This window comes from Mycolicibacterium brumae (genome assembly GCF_025215495.1).
GTDB lineage: Bacteria > Actinomycetota > Actinomycetes > Mycobacteriales > Mycobacteriaceae > Mycobacterium > Mycobacterium brumae.
This window is the reverse complement of record NZ_CP104302.1, coordinates 3,953,966-3,968,883: the sequence shown is the minus strand read 5'-3', so window position 1 is coordinate 3,968,883 and position 14,918 is coordinate 3,953,966. Positions and strand designations below refer to the sequence as shown.

The 14,918-nt window shown below is 70.0% G+C and carries 13 protein-coding genes; 5 read left to right on the top strand and 8 right to left on the bottom strand.

Annotated elements, in window-relative coordinates; all coding sequences use genetic code 11:
• Nucleotides 1–2: 2 nt before the first annotated feature.
• Entirely contained in the window at nucleotides 3–1,325 is a 1,323-nt protein-coding gene (locus L2Z93_RS19175; protein WP_090586408.1) for an MFS transporter, read from the bottom strand.
• Between the two features lie 97 nt (nucleotides 1,326–1,422).
• Here L2Z93_RS19175 and L2Z93_RS19170 point away from each other — a divergent pair, with 97 nt between their 5' ends.
• Nucleotides 1,423–2,028 carry a YqgE/AlgH family protein gene (locus L2Z93_RS19170; RefSeq protein ID WP_090586405.1) on the top strand — a complete coding sequence of 202 codons (606 nt, stop codon included), beginning with the start codon at nucleotides 1,423–1,425 and terminating at the stop codon, nucleotides 2,026–2,028.
• On the opposite strand, the gene L2Z93_RS19165 is transcribed toward L2Z93_RS19170, so the two are convergent.
• Both L2Z93_RS19165 and L2Z93_RS19160 read right to left on the bottom strand, forming a co-directional pair.
• Complete coding sequence (locus L2Z93_RS19165; RefSeq protein ID WP_090586401.1) at nucleotides 2,025–2,375, bottom strand: hypothetical protein; 351 nt, start codon at nucleotides 2,373–2,375, stop codon at nucleotides 2,025–2,027. The genes L2Z93_RS19170 and L2Z93_RS19165 overlap by 4 nt on opposite strands.
• Before the next feature lie 43 nt (nucleotides 2,376–2,418).
• Nucleotides 2,419–3,324, bottom strand: a complete 906-nt coding sequence (locus L2Z93_RS19160; protein ID WP_090586660.1) for an LpqN/LpqT family lipoprotein — start codon at nucleotides 3,322–3,324, stop codon at nucleotides 2,419–2,421.
• Between the two features lie 303 nt (nucleotides 3,325–3,627).
• Between L2Z93_RS19160 and leuS the strand changes: the two genes are divergently transcribed.
• Nucleotides 3,628–6,489, top strand: coding sequence for a leucine--tRNA ligase (leuS, locus tag L2Z93_RS19155; protein WP_090586395.1), 2,862 nt, complete (start codon nucleotides 3,628–3,630; stop codon nucleotides 6,487–6,489).
• Here leuS and L2Z93_RS19150 read toward each other — a convergent pair.
• A complete protein-coding gene (locus L2Z93_RS19150) occupies nucleotides 6,473–7,141 on the bottom strand; it encodes an SDR family oxidoreductase (RefSeq protein WP_090586392.1) in 669 nt (222 codons plus the stop codon). The two genes, leuS and L2Z93_RS19150, sit on opposite strands and share 17 nt — an antisense overlap.
• 74 nt (nucleotides 7,142–7,215) lie before the next feature.
• On the opposite strand from L2Z93_RS19150, the gene ggh reads away from it, so the two are divergent.
• On the top strand, nucleotides 7,216–8,541 hold the full coding sequence (gene ggh / locus L2Z93_RS19145) for a glucosylglycerate hydrolase (RefSeq protein ID WP_193438966.1): 1,326 nt from the start codon (nucleotides 7,216–7,218) through the stop codon (nucleotides 8,539–8,541).
• Between the two features lie 36 nt (nucleotides 8,542–8,577).
• Here ggh and L2Z93_RS19140 read toward each other — a convergent pair whose 3' ends face one another.
• The 4 genes from L2Z93_RS19140 to L2Z93_RS19125 form a co-directional block, all read right to left on the bottom strand.
• The gene (locus L2Z93_RS19140) at nucleotides 8,578–9,075 is read right to left on the bottom strand and encodes a MarR family winged helix-turn-helix transcriptional regulator (protein ID WP_090586385.1); all 498 of its coding nucleotides are present in this window, start codon (nucleotides 9,073–9,075) and stop codon (nucleotides 8,578–8,580) included.
• Between the two features lie 150 nt (nucleotides 9,076–9,225).
• Nucleotides 9,226–10,329, bottom strand: a complete 1,104-nt coding sequence (locus L2Z93_RS19135; protein ID WP_090586382.1) for an inositol-3-phosphate synthase — start codon at nucleotides 10,327–10,329, stop codon at nucleotides 9,226–9,228.
• A gap of 50 nt (nucleotides 10,330–10,379) precedes the next feature.
• Complete coding sequence (locus L2Z93_RS19130) at nucleotides 10,380–10,925, bottom strand: PadR family transcriptional regulator (RefSeq protein ID WP_090586379.1); 546 nt, start codon at nucleotides 10,923–10,925, stop codon at nucleotides 10,380–10,382.
• A 143-nt stretch (nucleotides 10,926–11,068) separates the two neighbouring features.
• The gene (locus tag L2Z93_RS19125; protein ID WP_090586375.1) at nucleotides 11,069–11,917 is read right to left on the bottom strand and encodes a DUF1707 SHOCT-like domain-containing protein; all 849 of its coding nucleotides are present in this window, start codon (nucleotides 11,915–11,917) and stop codon (nucleotides 11,069–11,071) included.
• Nucleotides 11,918–11,986: 69 nt separating this feature from the next.
• Between L2Z93_RS19125 and L2Z93_RS19120 the strand changes: the two genes are divergently transcribed.
• Together L2Z93_RS19120 and L2Z93_RS19115 are read left to right on the top strand one after the other, a co-directional pair.
• The gene (locus L2Z93_RS19120; protein WP_090586371.1) at nucleotides 11,987–12,403 is read left to right on the top strand and encodes a DUF5318 domain-containing protein; all 417 of its coding nucleotides are present in this window, start codon (nucleotides 11,987–11,989) and stop codon (nucleotides 12,401–12,403) included.
• A 74-nt stretch (nucleotides 12,404–12,477) separates the two neighbouring features.
• The gene (locus tag L2Z93_RS19115) at nucleotides 12,478–14,916 is read left to right on the top strand and encodes a transglycosylase domain-containing protein (RefSeq protein WP_370745831.1); all 2,439 of its coding nucleotides are present in this window, start codon (nucleotides 12,478–12,480) and stop codon (nucleotides 14,914–14,916) included.
• The last annotated feature ends 2 nt before the right edge of the window (nucleotides 14,917–14,918 follow it).

Genomic DNA, 14,918 nt, shown 5'->3' with positions numbered 1-14,918 from the left:
CCCTATCCCCGCGGTGGTTCGTCATCGCGCGCCGGCTCGGTGGCCAGCGCGGGCCAGCGGGCGAGCACCGCGTGCGCGGCCAGCCCGGCCAGGTAGATCACCGATCCGGTGGCCACCAGGGCGGGGGAGTGGCCGTCGGGTGGGACGACCGCCGCGGCGGCGGTCACCGCGGCGACGAACGCCACCCAGAACACCGAGTCCTGGATGGCGAACACGTGCCCGCGGAGGGCGTCGTCGACGTCGAGTTGCATGGCCACGTCGGCGCTGAGCTTGACCACCTGCCCGGCGGCGCCGAGAAAGAAGCCGCACGCCATCATCACCGGCAGGTCCAAACCCAGCGCGCAGAGCTGGATGACGGCGCCGGCCAGCAGCGCCCGGTTGGGCGCCGCGTACCGGCCCCAGCGCCGGATCAGCGCGGGGGTCAGCACCGTCGCCAGGAACGATCCGGTGCCGGTGACGGCCACGAACAACACTGCGGTGCCCAACCCGGCCACCGCGACCGATCCGACGTCGGAGTGCCGGACGATGACCAGCACCAGCAGGGTGTTGATGCCGAACACCATCCGGTGCGCGAGCAGCCCGGCCAGCGTGGCCGTCACCGACGGCACCGAGAGCGCGGTGCGCGCGCCGTGCGCCAGGCCGGTGGCGACGGTGTAGAGCACCGACCCGTGAATGGTCCGGGAGGTCTCGTCGGGCCCGAGGCCGTGCGGGGTGAACCGCAGCGCGAGCAACAGCGCCACCCCGATCGGGACCAGGGTCATCAGGATCACCACCGACGCCCCGGTGTCGCCGGCGCCGAACAGCCAGCGCGGCAACAGCATGAAGTTGGCGCCCAGGAAGGTCGCCACCGCGCCGGCGGCGGCCGCCAGCGAGTTGCAGGACACCACCCGGTCGCGCGGGACCACGTGCGGAATCGACGCCGACAACCCGGAGGCCACGAATCGGGTCAGCCCGTTGATGACCAGGGCGCCGCACAGGATCGCCAGGTCGCCGGCGCGGGCGGCGAGCAGCGCGGCGACGCCGAGCAGCATCACCAGCCGCCCGATATTGGCCCCCACCAGCACCAGCCGGCGATCCCAGTGGTCGAGCAGCGCGCCGGCGAACGGGCCGAGCAGCGAGTACGGCAGGAACAACACCGCGAACGCGCCGGCGATCGCCCACGGCGTGGCGGCCCGCTCCGGATTGAACAGCAACGCGCCGGCCAGCCCCGCCTGGAACAGGCCCTCGCCGAACTGGCTGGCCACCCGCAACTCCAGCAGCCGACGGAAATCGGGCAGCTCGCGCACCGACCGCCATGCTGCCGCGGAGGCGCGCGCGTCAACCAATGGACCACTCCCCGAAAGAACAGCCGCCGAGATGCGCGCCGCGTCGTTCAGCCTACAAAGGGTTCCCGCTCCGCGGTGGCGATGCCATGATGGAGGGATGCCACAACCGGAGGATCCCGAGGACTACGTCGCCCCCGCGGCGCAGCGGGTCCGCGCCGGGACTCTGCTGCTGGCCAACACCGACCTGATGGAGCCGACGTTTCGGCGCAGCGTCATCTTCGTCGTCGAACACAACGACGGCGGCACCCTCGGGGTGGTGCTCAACCGCTCCAGTGAGACGGCTGTGTACAACGTGCTGCCCGCCTGGGCCGGTGTGGTCTCCAAACCGAAGACGATGTTCGTCGGTGGGCCGGTGAAGCGTGATTCGGCGCTCTGCCTGGCGATCGTGCGCTCCGGCGAGGACGTCGACGGGGTGCCCGGGCTGCGGCACGTGCAGGGCCGCATCGCGATGGTGGACCTGGAGGCCGATCCGGAGACCGTCGCGCCGCATATCGAGGCGGCCCGCATCTTCGCCGGCTACTCCGGCTGGACCACCGGTCAGCTGGAGGGCGAGATCGAGCGCGACGATTGGATCGTGCTGTCCGCGCTGCCCTCGGATGTGCTGGTGGAACCGCGGGTGGACCTGTGGGCCCGGGTGCTACGCCGTCAGCCGCTGCCGCTGGCCATGTTGGCCACCCATCCGATCGACCTCAGCCGGAACTAGTTTCCGCAGATCTGGCCGCAACCGCCGCAGCCACCACCGCTGCCGCCGCAGCCTCCACCGCCGGCCGACTGGGGTTCGGTGACCGCGATCCGGGCGGCCCGCCACGAGCCGGCGGCGATCGTCGCCAGCGCGCCGACCACACACCCGATCAGCACCAGCAGCGTCGACTCCGGCCGGATCAGCGCGGCGATCCCGCCGACCACCAGCAGCCCGGCGCCGGCGTACTGGGTCGGGGCCAGCGCCTGCCGGATCGGGGCTTCGTGGCCGGACACCACCCGCTGATTGCGCAGCGCGGCCACCGCGGCCAGCACTCCGGCCACCAGGCACAGCACACCCGCGATCTGCATGCCAGCCACCCTACGAGCTATCGGGCGGGCGAAGCCAATCCGATCAGCGGGGGGCGGACACCGGGACGGCCAGCGGGGTGCTGGACGCGCCCGGCAGCGTGGTGGTCGCCCGGCCCGGAATGGTGGACACCGGCGACGGCGCGACGGCGGCCGGGGCCTGGCCGGGCACAGCCGGCTGGGTCAGCTGCGCGGGGGCGTTGGGTCCGGGCGCGGTCGGCTGCCCGGGCGCCGGGGCGGCGGGGGCGGCCGCCGGATCGGTGACCCGGAAGCCGTTGGCGATGGCGTCGGTCGCGTCGGCGCTGGCCACCACCTGGTTCACCGAGGTGTTCACCGACAGCGACACCAGGTAGCGGTCGGTCCCGGTGCTGGCGATGACGTGCCGGCGGAAGGTGTTCACGGTGCTGTCGTTCTCCCGGAACGTCCCCTCGATGCGCGACGACGGGAACCCGCCGTAGGGCTGCAACGAGGCGTCGGTGGTCTGCCACTTCGGCAGCGCCTGCGCGTCGATGAAACCGTGCGTGATCGCGTCGTTCGGGTCGAACTCGCCGACCAGCTTGTAGACGGTCAGCTGTGCGTTCGAGGTGTACAGCCCGTCGCCGCCGTTGCGATCGGCGATGACCGCGAACGCGTCGGGCACGTTCGGATCCGGAACCTGCGTCCAGCCGGTCGGCACCGGCAGCGCGATGCTCAGCGCGCGGAAGGTGGCGGCCTGCTGCGGCTCCATCTTCACGCCGTGGCCGTCGAAGTACTCGAACAGCGTGCCGGAGGTGGCCGGGGCCAGCGCGACCTGCGTCGGGGTGACCGGCGTGATCCCGGCGCCGTGCGGCGCGGTCAGCGGGTCGGCCGCCGGGGTGACGGCGGGCGCGGTCGGAGCGGGCGTTGGTCCCGGCAGCACCGGGATCGGGTCGGCCGAGGCCGCCGGGAGGCCGACGACGCTCGCCGCGGCCATCGCGAAACTTGTGGCGGCGCCGCCCAGGATCAGACGCCACCGAACGACGTTGTCGTTGCGCACCAGGGTGTCCTTCCAGAAGTTCCGCAGGGTCCTCGATATCGAATTCCTCGCCCTGCTCGCAGCTGAATGTATCCCGCCGACGGTCGGGTCCCCGAATTCTCGGCGGGGTTGGGACCGAGCTGGGACCAAGCGCTGACCAGGGCGCGACGGAACCGAGACCTCCCGTTGACACCGGGCCCGCCCGGCCGCCAACCGGCCGCGAGGTGCGGACCGCGAAAGCAGCCCTTATACCCTGTTCGGGTGACTGAATCCGCACCCCAGCACGCGTCGGACTCCGACTCGCCGCCGTACCGGTACACCGCCGAGCTCGCCGGCGCCATCGAGGCGGCCTGGCAGGCCGAGTGGGCGCGGCGCGGCACCTTCAACGTCGACAACCCGGTCGGCGACCTGGCGCCCGCGGACGGATCCCCGGTTCCCGCCGACAAGATGTTCGTCCAGGACATGTTCCCCTACCCGTCCGGCGACGGGCTGCACGTCGGGCACCCGCTGGGTTACATCGCCACCGATGTCTACGCCCGCTACTACCGGATGACCGGGCGCAATGTGCTGCACGCGCTGGGCTTCGACGCGTTCGGCCTGCCCGCCGAGCAGTACGCGATCCAGACCGGCACGCACCCGCGGATCCGCACCGAGGCCAATATCGTCAACTTCCGCCGCCAACTGTCCCGCCTCGGCCTCGGCCATGACAGCAGGCGCAGCTTCTCCACCACCGATGTCGGCTACTACAAGTGGACGCAGTGGATCTTCCTGCAGATCTACAACGCCTGGTTCGACGCCGAGGCCCAGCGGGCCCGCCCGATCTCCGAGCTGATCGCCGAATACGCCGACGGCCGCCGCACCCCGGCCGATGGCCGGAGCTGGTCGGAACTGAGCGCGGGGGAGCGCGCCGACGTGATCGACGGCCACCGGCTGGTCTACCGCAGCGATTCGATGGTCAACTGGTGCCCCGGGCTGGGCACCGTGCTGGCCAACGAGGAGGTCACCTCCGACGGCCGCAGTGAGCGCGGAAACTTCCCGGTGTTCCGGAAACGGTTGCGGCAGTGGATGATGCGGATCACCGCCTACTCGGACCGGCTGCTCGACGACCTCGACGACCTGGACTGGCCGGACAAGGTCAAGGCCATGCAGCGCAACTGGATCGGGCGATCCACCGGCGCCACGGTGTTCTTCGCCGCCGCCGATGCGGACATCGAGGTGTTCACCACCCGCCCGGACACCCTGTTCGGCGCCAGCTACCTGGTGCTGGCGCCCGAGCACGAGCTCGTCGACCGGCTGGTCGCCGACGCCTGGCCCGACGATGTGGACCCGCGCTGGACCTATGACGCGGCCACCCCGCGCGAGGCGGTCGCGGCCTACCGGTCCGCGGTGGCCGCGAAGTCGGACTTGGAGCGCCAGGAGAATAAGACCAAGACCGGTGTGTTCCTCGGCGCGTACGCGACGAATCCCGCCACCGGGCAACCGGTTCCGATCTTCATCGCCGACTACGTGCTGGCCGGTTACGGCACCGGGGCCATCATGGCGGTCCCCGGTGGGGACCAGCGGGACTGGGACTTCGCCGGCGAATTCGGCCTCCCGATCGTGGAAGTCGTTGCCGGCGGGGATATTTCACAGGCCGCGCACACCGGCGACGGGGTGCTGGTGAACTCCGGCTTCCTGGACGGCATGCCGGTGGCCGAGGCGAAGGCGGCGATGACGCAGCGGCTGATCGACGACGGCCGCGGCGCCGCCCGCATCGAGTACAAGCTGCGGGACTGGTTGTTCGCGCGTCAGCGCTACTGGGGCGAGCCGTTCCCGATCGTCTACGACGCCGACGGCCGCGCGCACGCGCTGCCCGAACACCTGCTGCCGGTCGAACTGCCCGACGTCGCCGACTACTCGCCGGCCACCTTCGACGCCGACGACGCCGACAGCGAACCGTCGCCGCCACTGGGCAAGGCGACCGACTGGGTTCAGGTTGAGCTCGACCTCGGCGACGGTCCGCAGATCTACACCCGCGACACCAACGTGATGCCGCAGTGGGCCGGCAGCTCCTGGTACGAACTGCGCTACGCCGACCCGGACAACCCGGATGCGTTCTGCGCCTTGGAGAACGAGACCTACTGGATGGGGCCGCGGCCGGCCGAGCACGGGCCGAACGATCCCGGCGGGGTGGACCTCTACGTCGGCGGCGTGGAGCACGCGGTGCTGCACCTGCTGTACTCGCGGTTCTGGCACAAGGTGCTCTACGACCTCGGATACGTCAGCTCCCGCGAGCCGTATCGCCGGCTGGTCAACCAGGGCTACATCCAGGCGTACGCCTACACCGACGCCCGCGGCGCCTACGTCCCCGCCGCCGACGTGATCGAGCGTGACGGCCGGTTCTTCCTGACCGGCCCGGACGGGGAGCAGGAGGTGAATCAGGAGTTCGGCAAGATCGGCAAGAGCCTGAAGAACTCCATCTCCCCGGACGAGATCTGCGACGGCTTCGGCGCGGACACCCTGCGGGTCTACGAGATGTCGATGGGCCCACTGGAGGCGTCCCGGCCGTGGGCCACCAAGGACGTCGTCGGCGCGCAGCGGTTCCTGCAGCGACTGTGGCGTCTGGTGGTCGAGGAGGAGAGCGGCGAACTGCGTTGCGGCGACGGCGAACTCAGCGAGGACACGCTGAAGGCGTTGCACCGGACCATTGCCGGGGTGTCCGACGACTACGTCGGGCTGCGCAACAACACCGCCGCCGCGAAGCTCATCGAATACACCAACCACCTCACCAAGGCCTACCCCGACGGGGCGCCGGCCGCGGCCGTGGAGCCGCTGGTGCTGATGGCCGCGCCGCTCGCGCCGCACCTGGCCGAAGAACTGTGGCGCCGGCTCGGCCACGACGACTCGCTGGCGCACGGCCCGTGGCCGGTGCTCGACGAGTCCTACTTGGCCGAGGACACCGTCGAATACCCGGTGCAGGTCAACGGCAAGGTGCGCGGCCGGATCACGGTGGCCGCCGACGCGGACCGCGCCACCCTGGAAGCCGCGGCGCTGGCCGATGAGAAGGTGCGCGATTTCCTCGCCGGCGCCGCCCCCAGGAAGGTCATCGTGGTGCCCGGCAAGCTGGTCAACCTGGTGGTCTGATGACGAGCTCGTGCACGCTTGCGTCGGCGGGGGTGTTCACCACGCCGGCGACGGCGGCGGCCACCGTCTCGGGCTTCAGGAACCGCTCCGGGCGATAGTCGCCGCCCTCGTAGGCGACCAGATCGCGCTGCATATCGGTGTCGATGCGGCCCGGATAGACGGTCGTCACCCGCAGGCTCGGCTCGTCGGCGCGCAGGGATTCGGCGAACCCGCGCAACGCGAACTTGCTGGCCGCATAGGACGCAAGTCCGGGCGACGGGCTGCGGCCCGCCCCGGAGTTGATGAACACCACCCGGCCGCGGGCAGCCCGCAGCGCCGGCAGCAGCGCCAGGGTCAGCGCCACCGGGCCCAGGATGTTCACCTCGAAGGTCGCCCGCCACTCCTCGAGGCAGGACTCGCCGACCCGGCCCGGGTAGGCCACCCCGGCGCAGTGCACCAGCACGTCGAGTTCGTCGAGCACCTCGACGGTCGCCTCGACGCTTTCGGCGTCGGTGAGGTCCATCGGCCAGGTGGTGGCGCCGAGCCGCTGGGCCACCGCGTCCAGGTCATCGGAGGGCCGGCCCGCCAGCAACAGGGTGTGGGTCGGGGCCAGCGCGTCGGCGATGGCGGCGCCGAGCCCGCGGGATGCGCCGGTGATCAGTGCGGAGGGCATCTGGTCACAGTAGGCCAGCTGCGGTCGCGCAACCGCTGGTGGCCGCGCAGAATGATCGAGTGGCCCGGACTCCGATCTTCTCTCCGACGCAGTTGGCGGCTCGCGCCGCCTACCTGCTGCGGGGCAATGACCTGGGGGAGATGACCACCGCCGCGCCACAGCTGTACCCGCACATGTGGAGTTGGGACGCCGCGTTCGTGGCGGTCGGGCTGGCCCCGCTGTCGGTGGAACGCGCGGTGGTCGAACTGGACACCTTGTTCTCCGCGCAGTGGGGCAACGGCATGGTCCCGCACATCGTGTTCGCCAGCGGCGTCGACGGCTACTTCCCGGGTCCCGCGCGGTGGGCCTGCGGGCAGCTCGCCGCCGACGCGCCGATCGGGCGACAGACCTCGGGCATCACCCAGCCCCCGGTGCATGCCATTGCGGTGCAACGGATTCTGGAGCACGCCCGGTCTCGGGGCCGCTCCACCAGGGCGGTGGCCGACGCGTTCTTGGACCGCCGCTGGAACGACCTGATCCGCTGGCACCGCTGGCTCGCCGAAGCCCGCGATCCGGACGGGGTCGGGCTGATCACGATGTATCACGGCTGGGAGTCCGGGATGGACAACTCGCCGCGCTGGGATGGCGCGTACGCCAACGTGATTCCCGGGCGGCTGCCGGCGTATCAGCGCGCGGATTCGCAGATCATCACCGACCCGAGCCAGCGTCCGTCCGACGGTGAGTACGACCGCTACCTCTGGCTGCTGGAGGAGATGAAATCCGTCGGCTACGACGACCTTCGGCTGCCGTCCGCGATGAGCTTCGCGGTGCGCGACGTGTTCGTGTCGGCGATCTTCGCGCTGGCCTGCGCGGTGCTGGCCGAGATCGGCGAGGACCACAACCGGCCGCACGCCGACATTCGGGATCTCAACGGTTGGGCAGAGCGTTTCCGCGCCGGTGTGGCGCGAACCGCCGACGAACGCACCGGCATGGCACGGGATTTCGATCTGCGCGCCCAGCAGTGGGTGGACACCGAGACCATCGCCTCGTTCGCGCCGCTGCTGTGCGGAGGGCTGCGCCACGATCAGGAGCGGGCCCTGCTCCGACGCCTGGAAGGCCCGCGGTTCGCCGGTCATCCGGACCTGCGCTACCAGCTGATCCCGTCCACCTCGCCGGTGTCCCGGGACTTCCGGCCGAGAGAATACTGGCGTGGGCCGATCTGGCCGGTGATGAACTGGCTGTTCTCCTGGGCGTTCGCCCGCCGCGGCTGGGCGGACCGGGCGAACGCGTTGCGCCAGGAGGGATTACGTCAGGTCTGCGACGGGTCGTTCGCCGAGTACTACGAGCCGTTCACCGGGGAGCCGCTGGGCAGTATGCAGCAATCCTGGACCGCGGCGGCCGTGCTCGACTGGCTCGGCTGACCGCGGCTGACCGCGGCTGACCGCGGCTGGGAAATCCTAGGAGTCCTCGCCGGCGCCGTCGTCGGCGCATTCGGCCAACCGCTCCATGGGCTCCAGCGCGTCGCTGATCGCCCGGACGTCTTCGGGGCGCAACTGTTTGAGCAGGTCCAGCAGGAACGCGTGCCGGTGCGCCAGGGCCTCGCGGTGCTCGGCGTGGCCCTTCGGGGTGATCTCCACCAGGACCGCCCGCAAATCCGACGGGTCCCGGGTGCGTTTGACCAGCCCGAGCTTCTCCAACCGGCGGATCGCGACGGTGGTGGTGGGGGTGCGCACCCGTTCCCGGGCCGCCAGATCGGTCATCCGGATGGGGCCGGTCTCCAGCAAGGTCACCAGGATGGACAGCTGCGCCAGCGTCAGCTCACCCGCGGTGGCCGCCGCCCGCGGGTGATCTCCGCGGCGTAGCACCGAGAACAGTTGCGAGAGGCTGCGCTGCAAGCCCTCCGCGACGTCCTCGATGCCGGGTTCCCCCCCGGCGCCGGTGCTGCTTTCCGACATGGTTTGTCAGTCTAACCTGTTGGCTGTGAGCGGCTGTGCCGAACGTCGGCGCCACCCGGGGCGAATGCAAAAGAGTGCGGTGGGACCGCGCCCCCGTCGGGGCCCGGACCGCACCGCACTCTGTGCTGTGAACGGTTTGCCAGCGGACGACTACCCGGTGATGAACTCTTCCAGCTGCGCGCGGGCGACATCGTCGGCCAGCTGCTTCGGCGGGCTCTTCATCAGGTACGCCGACGCCGGGATGATCGGGCCGCCGATACCGCGGTCCTTGGCGATCTTGGCGGCGCGCACGGCGTCGATGATGATGCCGGCCGAGTTCGGCGAATCCCACACCTCGAGCTTGTACTCCAGGTTCAGCGGCACGTCGCCGAAGGCGCGGCCTTCCAGCCGGACGTAGGCCCACTTGCGGTCATCGAGCCAGGCGACGTGATCCGACGGGCCGATGTGGACGTTCTTGTCCTCGACCTTGCCGGCCAGCGAGCCGGTCAGGTTGGAGGTGACCGCCTGGGTCTTGGAGATCTTCTTGGACTCCAGCCGCTCGCGCTCCAGCATGTTCTTGAAGTCCATGTTGCCGCCGACGTTGAGCTGGTAGGTGCGGTCCAGGGTGACTCCGCGATCCTCGAACAGCTTGGCCATCACGCGGTGGGTGATGGTGGCGCCGACCTGGCTCTTGATGTCGTCGCCGACGATGGGCACACCGGCGTCCTCGAACTTCTTGGCCCACACCGGATCCGAGGCGATGAACACCGGCAGCGCGTTGACGAAGGCGACACCCGCGTCGATCGCGCACTGCGCGTAGAACTTGTCGGCTTGCTCGGAGCCCACCGGGAGGTAGGAGACCAGCACGTCGACGCGCGCGTCCTTGAGCGCCTTGACCACGTCGACCGGCTCGGCGTCGGAGACCTCGATGGTGTCCGCGTAGTACTTGCCGATGCCGTCCAGCGTCGGGCCGCGCTGCACGGTGACATCCGCCGGGGGCACGTCGGCGATCTTGATGGTGTTGTTCTCGGAGGCGAAGATGGCCTCGGAGAGGTCGAAGCCGACCTTCTTCGCGTCCACGTCGAACGCGGCGACGAACTTCACGTCGCGGACGTGGTACTGCCCGAACTTGACGTGCATGAGGCCGGGCACGGTCGAGCTCTCGTCCGCGTCCTTGTAGTACTGCACGCCTTGCACAAGCGAGGACGCGCAGTTCCCGACGCCGACAATGGCGACCCGCACATCCGTCGACGCGGTCACGTTGTTCTCACTCATGGGTTCTCCTCCGATCGGTACTGCTTTGGTGCTGTTTAGGGGTTTGGGGTTCAGGGGGTTTCCGGCAGGTTCTGGGAACCGCGTTCGGTCGCGATCAGCTCGTTGAGCCACTTGACCTCCCGCTCGCTGGATTCCAAGCCGAGCTGGTGCAACTGCTTGGTGTAGCGATCCAGGGATCCGCTGGCTCGGGTGATCGCCTCGCGCAGGCCTTCGCGGCGCTCTTCGACCTGGCGCCGACGGCCCTCCAGGATGCGCATCCGGGCCTCGGCCGGGGTGCGGTTGAAGAAGGCCAGGTGCACGCCGAAGCCGTCGTCGGTGTAGTTCTGCGGTCCGGTGTCGGCGACCAGTTCGGTGAACCGCTCGCGACCCGCGTCGGTCAGCTGGTAGACCCGGCGGGCCCGTCGCACCTTCACCGCCCCGACGGGCGCGGCGTCTTCGACGATCAGCCCGTCGGCCTGCATCCGGCGCAGCGCCGGGTACAGCGAGCCGTACGAGAACGCGCGGAACGCGCCGAGCAGCCCGGTGAGCCGTTTGCGCAGCTCATAGCCGTGCATAGGGGACTCGAGCAGCAGGCCCAGAATCGCCAGCTCCAGCACGTGCTCACCTCCCTGCTCGGATAGGTTCCACCGTTACGGCGGTTCAACAGTTCGGTGAATAGTATCGCGCCGATATATTCGGACACAAAATCCGTGCGCGAAATCACTCCCCAGCGCAGCGGGGGAGCGACCGGTCGCGCCGATCAGGGGTAGCTGATCCGTTTGACCCGGGCGTCCGGGGCCAACTCGATGTAGCCGCTGCCGTAGTCCCCGCTGGCGTACACCGAGATCTCGACCGACTCGGGATCCTCGGCATCCCCGGAGGGGCCGATGATCAAGTAGGTGTTCTTGACGTCGCCGGGCTGCATCCCGAGCGTTTCGGGGGCGCCGCGCAGGACGCCGACGATCTTCTCGACGTCGAACTTGGCCAGGTCGACCACCTGGTCCTCCGAGGTCCGCGCCGAGGACGACGAATCGTCCCAGCCGCCGCGATAGGTGTAGTTCAGCACCCGCCTCGGCTCGGCGGGGTCGGGCCGGTCCAGGGACGCGTAATCCGGATAGACCACCATTCGGTAGCCGACGGTGTCGCCGAAGCGCTGCCGCATCTGCTCGAACAGACCGTTGAGTCCGCCCAGGGAGTGCAGTTGCCGCGGCGGGGTGAGCACGACGGGCTCGATGCCGTCGGACTTGGCGCCCGGATCGCTGGTGAAACTCAACGGCGACGACGTGTTCCCGTACAGACCCCAGCCGATCCCGATGCCGAGCACCACCAGCACCCCCGCGACCGCGGCGCGCAGACCCCAGCCCTGGTTTCCGCTGAGCCGGCTGGCCGGGCGCAGGTTGGGCAGTTTGACCGGTGCGTTGCCGGTCTGCAGATCGTCGGTGAGGGCCTGCAGATCACCCAGCGTCGCGGCGGTGGTGGCCGCCTTCACGCGCTGGGCGTGCTCCATGCCGGACAGCTGGCCGTCGGCCAGCGCGCTGTCGAGGACCTTGCAGGTGTCATCACGATCGGCGTCTTTGGCCCGGGTCCGCGCGGTCTGTCGGGTCGTCACGGCAGTGATCGTAGGCGGTGGGCGCCTGTCCCGCCTCTGGCTTGGGGGTGGCGACGTACTCTGGTCATCGTGCGATTGCAGCGACAGGTGGTGGACTATGCGCTTCGGCGCCGGTCGCTGCTGGCCGAGGTGTATTCCGGCAGGACCGGGGTCACCGAAGTGTGCGACGCCAACCCGTACCTGCTGCGCGCGGCCAAGTTCCACGGCAAGCAGAGCTCGGTCACCTGCCCGATCTGCCGCAAGGAACCGCTGACCCTGGTGTCCTGGGTGTTCGGGGACCACCTGGGCGCTGTGTCGGGGTCAGCGCGCACCGCAGAAGAGCTGGTCATCCTGGCCACCCGCTATGAGGAGTTCGCTGTCCATGTCGTCGAAGTCTGCCGAACCTGCAGTTGGAATCACCTGGTGAAGTCGTACGTGCTGGGACTGCCGAAGTCTCCGAAGACCCCGCGCACCAGGACCGCGCGCAAAGGCGCCCAGGGCCAGTGACCACACCTCCCAACGAACCGCAGCGTCCGCAGTCGCCGCCCTCGGGGCCGAACCCGCCCCGCTCGGGTCCCAACCTGCCGCCCTCAGGTCCCAACCCGCCGCCGTCGGGCCCGAATTCGCCGCGCTCCGGTCCGCAGTCGCCGGCGTCGGGCCCCAACGCCGGTCGGTCCGGACCGATCGGCGCCGACCCGACCACCGTGCTCCCGCCGGTGCCGCCGAAGCCCGATCTCGACCCGGCGCTGGCAGACCCGATCGACGTGGTCAAGGCTGCGCTCGACGGGGTTCCGGCGCCGAAGCGCCCGACCGCGGAACCCGAACCCGCCAAGAAGCCGGCCGCGGCAGGCCGCAGCCCGCTCGCGGAGTTCAGCAGCCGGATCAATTGGCGGTGGGTGCGCCGCGGCGCCCTGGCCGCCGTGGTGATCATGCTGCTGCTTCCGATCGTCACGTTCGGAATGGCCTACGCGATCGTCGACGTGCCCAAACCCGGTGACATCCGGACCGCGCAGGTCTCGACCATCCTCGCCTCCGACGGTTCGGAGCTGGCCAAGATCGTGCCGCCGGAGGGCAACCGCGTTGACGTCAAGATCGACCAGATTCCGGTGCACGTCCGCGACGCCGTGATGGCCGCCGAGGACCGCGATTTCTACAGCAACCCCGGCTTTTCGCTCAACGGGTTCGCCCGCGCGTTCAAGAACAACCTGATCGGCGGCGACACCCAGGGCGGTTCGACGATCACCCAGCAGTACGTGAAGAACGCGCTGGTCGGCGACGCCCGGTCCGGCCTGGGCGGTCTGATCCGCAAGGCCAAAGAACTCGTCATCTCCACCAAGATGTCCCGGCAGTGGTCCAAGGACCAGGTGCTCGAGGCCTACCTGAACATCATCTACTTCGGCCGCGGCGCCTACGGCATCTCGGCCGCCTCGCAGGCCTACTTCGACAAGCCCGTCGAAGAGCTGACCGTCGCCGAGGGCGCGCTGCTGGCCGCGCTGATCCAGCGGCCGTCGACCCTGGATCCCGCGGTGGATCCCGAGGGCGCGGCGGAACGCTGGAACTGGGTGCTCGACGGCATGGTGACCATCGGCGCGCTCGATCAACAGCAGCGGGCCCAGCAGGTGTTCCCGCCCACCATCTCGCCGGACCAGGCCAGCCAGGAGAACCAGACGGTGGGCCCCAACGGGCTGATCGAACGCCAGGTGATCCGGGAGCTGCTGGAACTGTTCAACATCTCCGAGCAGCAACTCAACACCGAGGGACTGCAGGTCACCACCACCATCGATCCGAAGGACCAGGCGGCGGCCGTGGACGCCGTCACCCAGGCCCTGTCCGGCCAAGACGCCGACATGCGCTCCGCCGTGGTCTCCATCGACCCGAAGACCGGCGGGGTCAAGGCGTACTACGGCGGCTCCGACGCCAACGGCTTCGACTTCGCCCAGGCCGGCCTGCCGACCGGCTCGTCTTTCAAGGTGTTCGCGCTGGTCGCCGCGCTGGAGCAGGGCATGGGCCTGGGCTACCAGGTGGACAGCTCGCCGCTGACGGTCAACGGCATCGAGATCAGCAACGTCGAAGGCGGCGGCTGCGGCACCTGCAATATCGCCCAGGCGCTGAAGATGTCGCTGAACACCAGCTACTACCGGTTGATGCTGAAGCTCAAGAACGGCCCCGAGGACGTCGCCGACGCCGCGCACCGCGCCGGGATCGCCGAGAGCTTCCCGGGGGTGGCGCACACCCTGAGCGAGGACGGCGAAGGCGGCCCGCCCAACAACGGCATCGTGCTCGGCCAGTACCAGTCCCGGGTCATCGACATGGCGTCGGCGTACGCGACGCTGGCGGCATCCGGGGTGTACCGGACGCCGCACTTCATCCAGAAGGTCGTCAACTCCGACGGCGAAGTGCTCTTCGACGCGGACACCCAGGACAACGCCGGCGAGCAGCGCATCGAGGCGGCCGTCGCCGACAACGTCACCTCGGCGATGCAGCCGATCGCCGCGTACTCCAACGGCAACAACCTGGCCGGCGGACGTCCGTCGGCGGCCAAGACCGGCACCAACCAGCTCGGCGACACCGGCGCCAACCGGGACGCCTGGATGGTCGGCTTCACCCCGTCGCTGTCGACAGCGGTCTGGGTCGGCACCGTCAACGGTGACAAGCCCCTGGTCAACAGTTGGGGCGGCCCGGTGTATGGATCCGGCATCCCGGCCACCATCTGGCGCAACACCATGAACGGCGCGCTGGACGGCACCGAGCAGGAGAGTTTCCCCAAGCCCGCGGAGATCGGTGGTTACGCCGGCGTCCCGGTGTACGTCCCGCCGCCGGCCCCGGTCGAACCGGAGGCCCCGGCCCCACCGGGCCCGGCCCCACCGGCGCCGGGCCCGGAGGGCACCCCGGTTCCGGGCGGCACCATGGTTCAGCCGACCATCGAGGTCGCGCCCGGGATCACCATCCCGTGGGGCCAGCCGACGTTCGTTCCCGCGCCCCCGCCGGCCGATCCGAACGCGCCGCCGCCTCCGCCGTGACG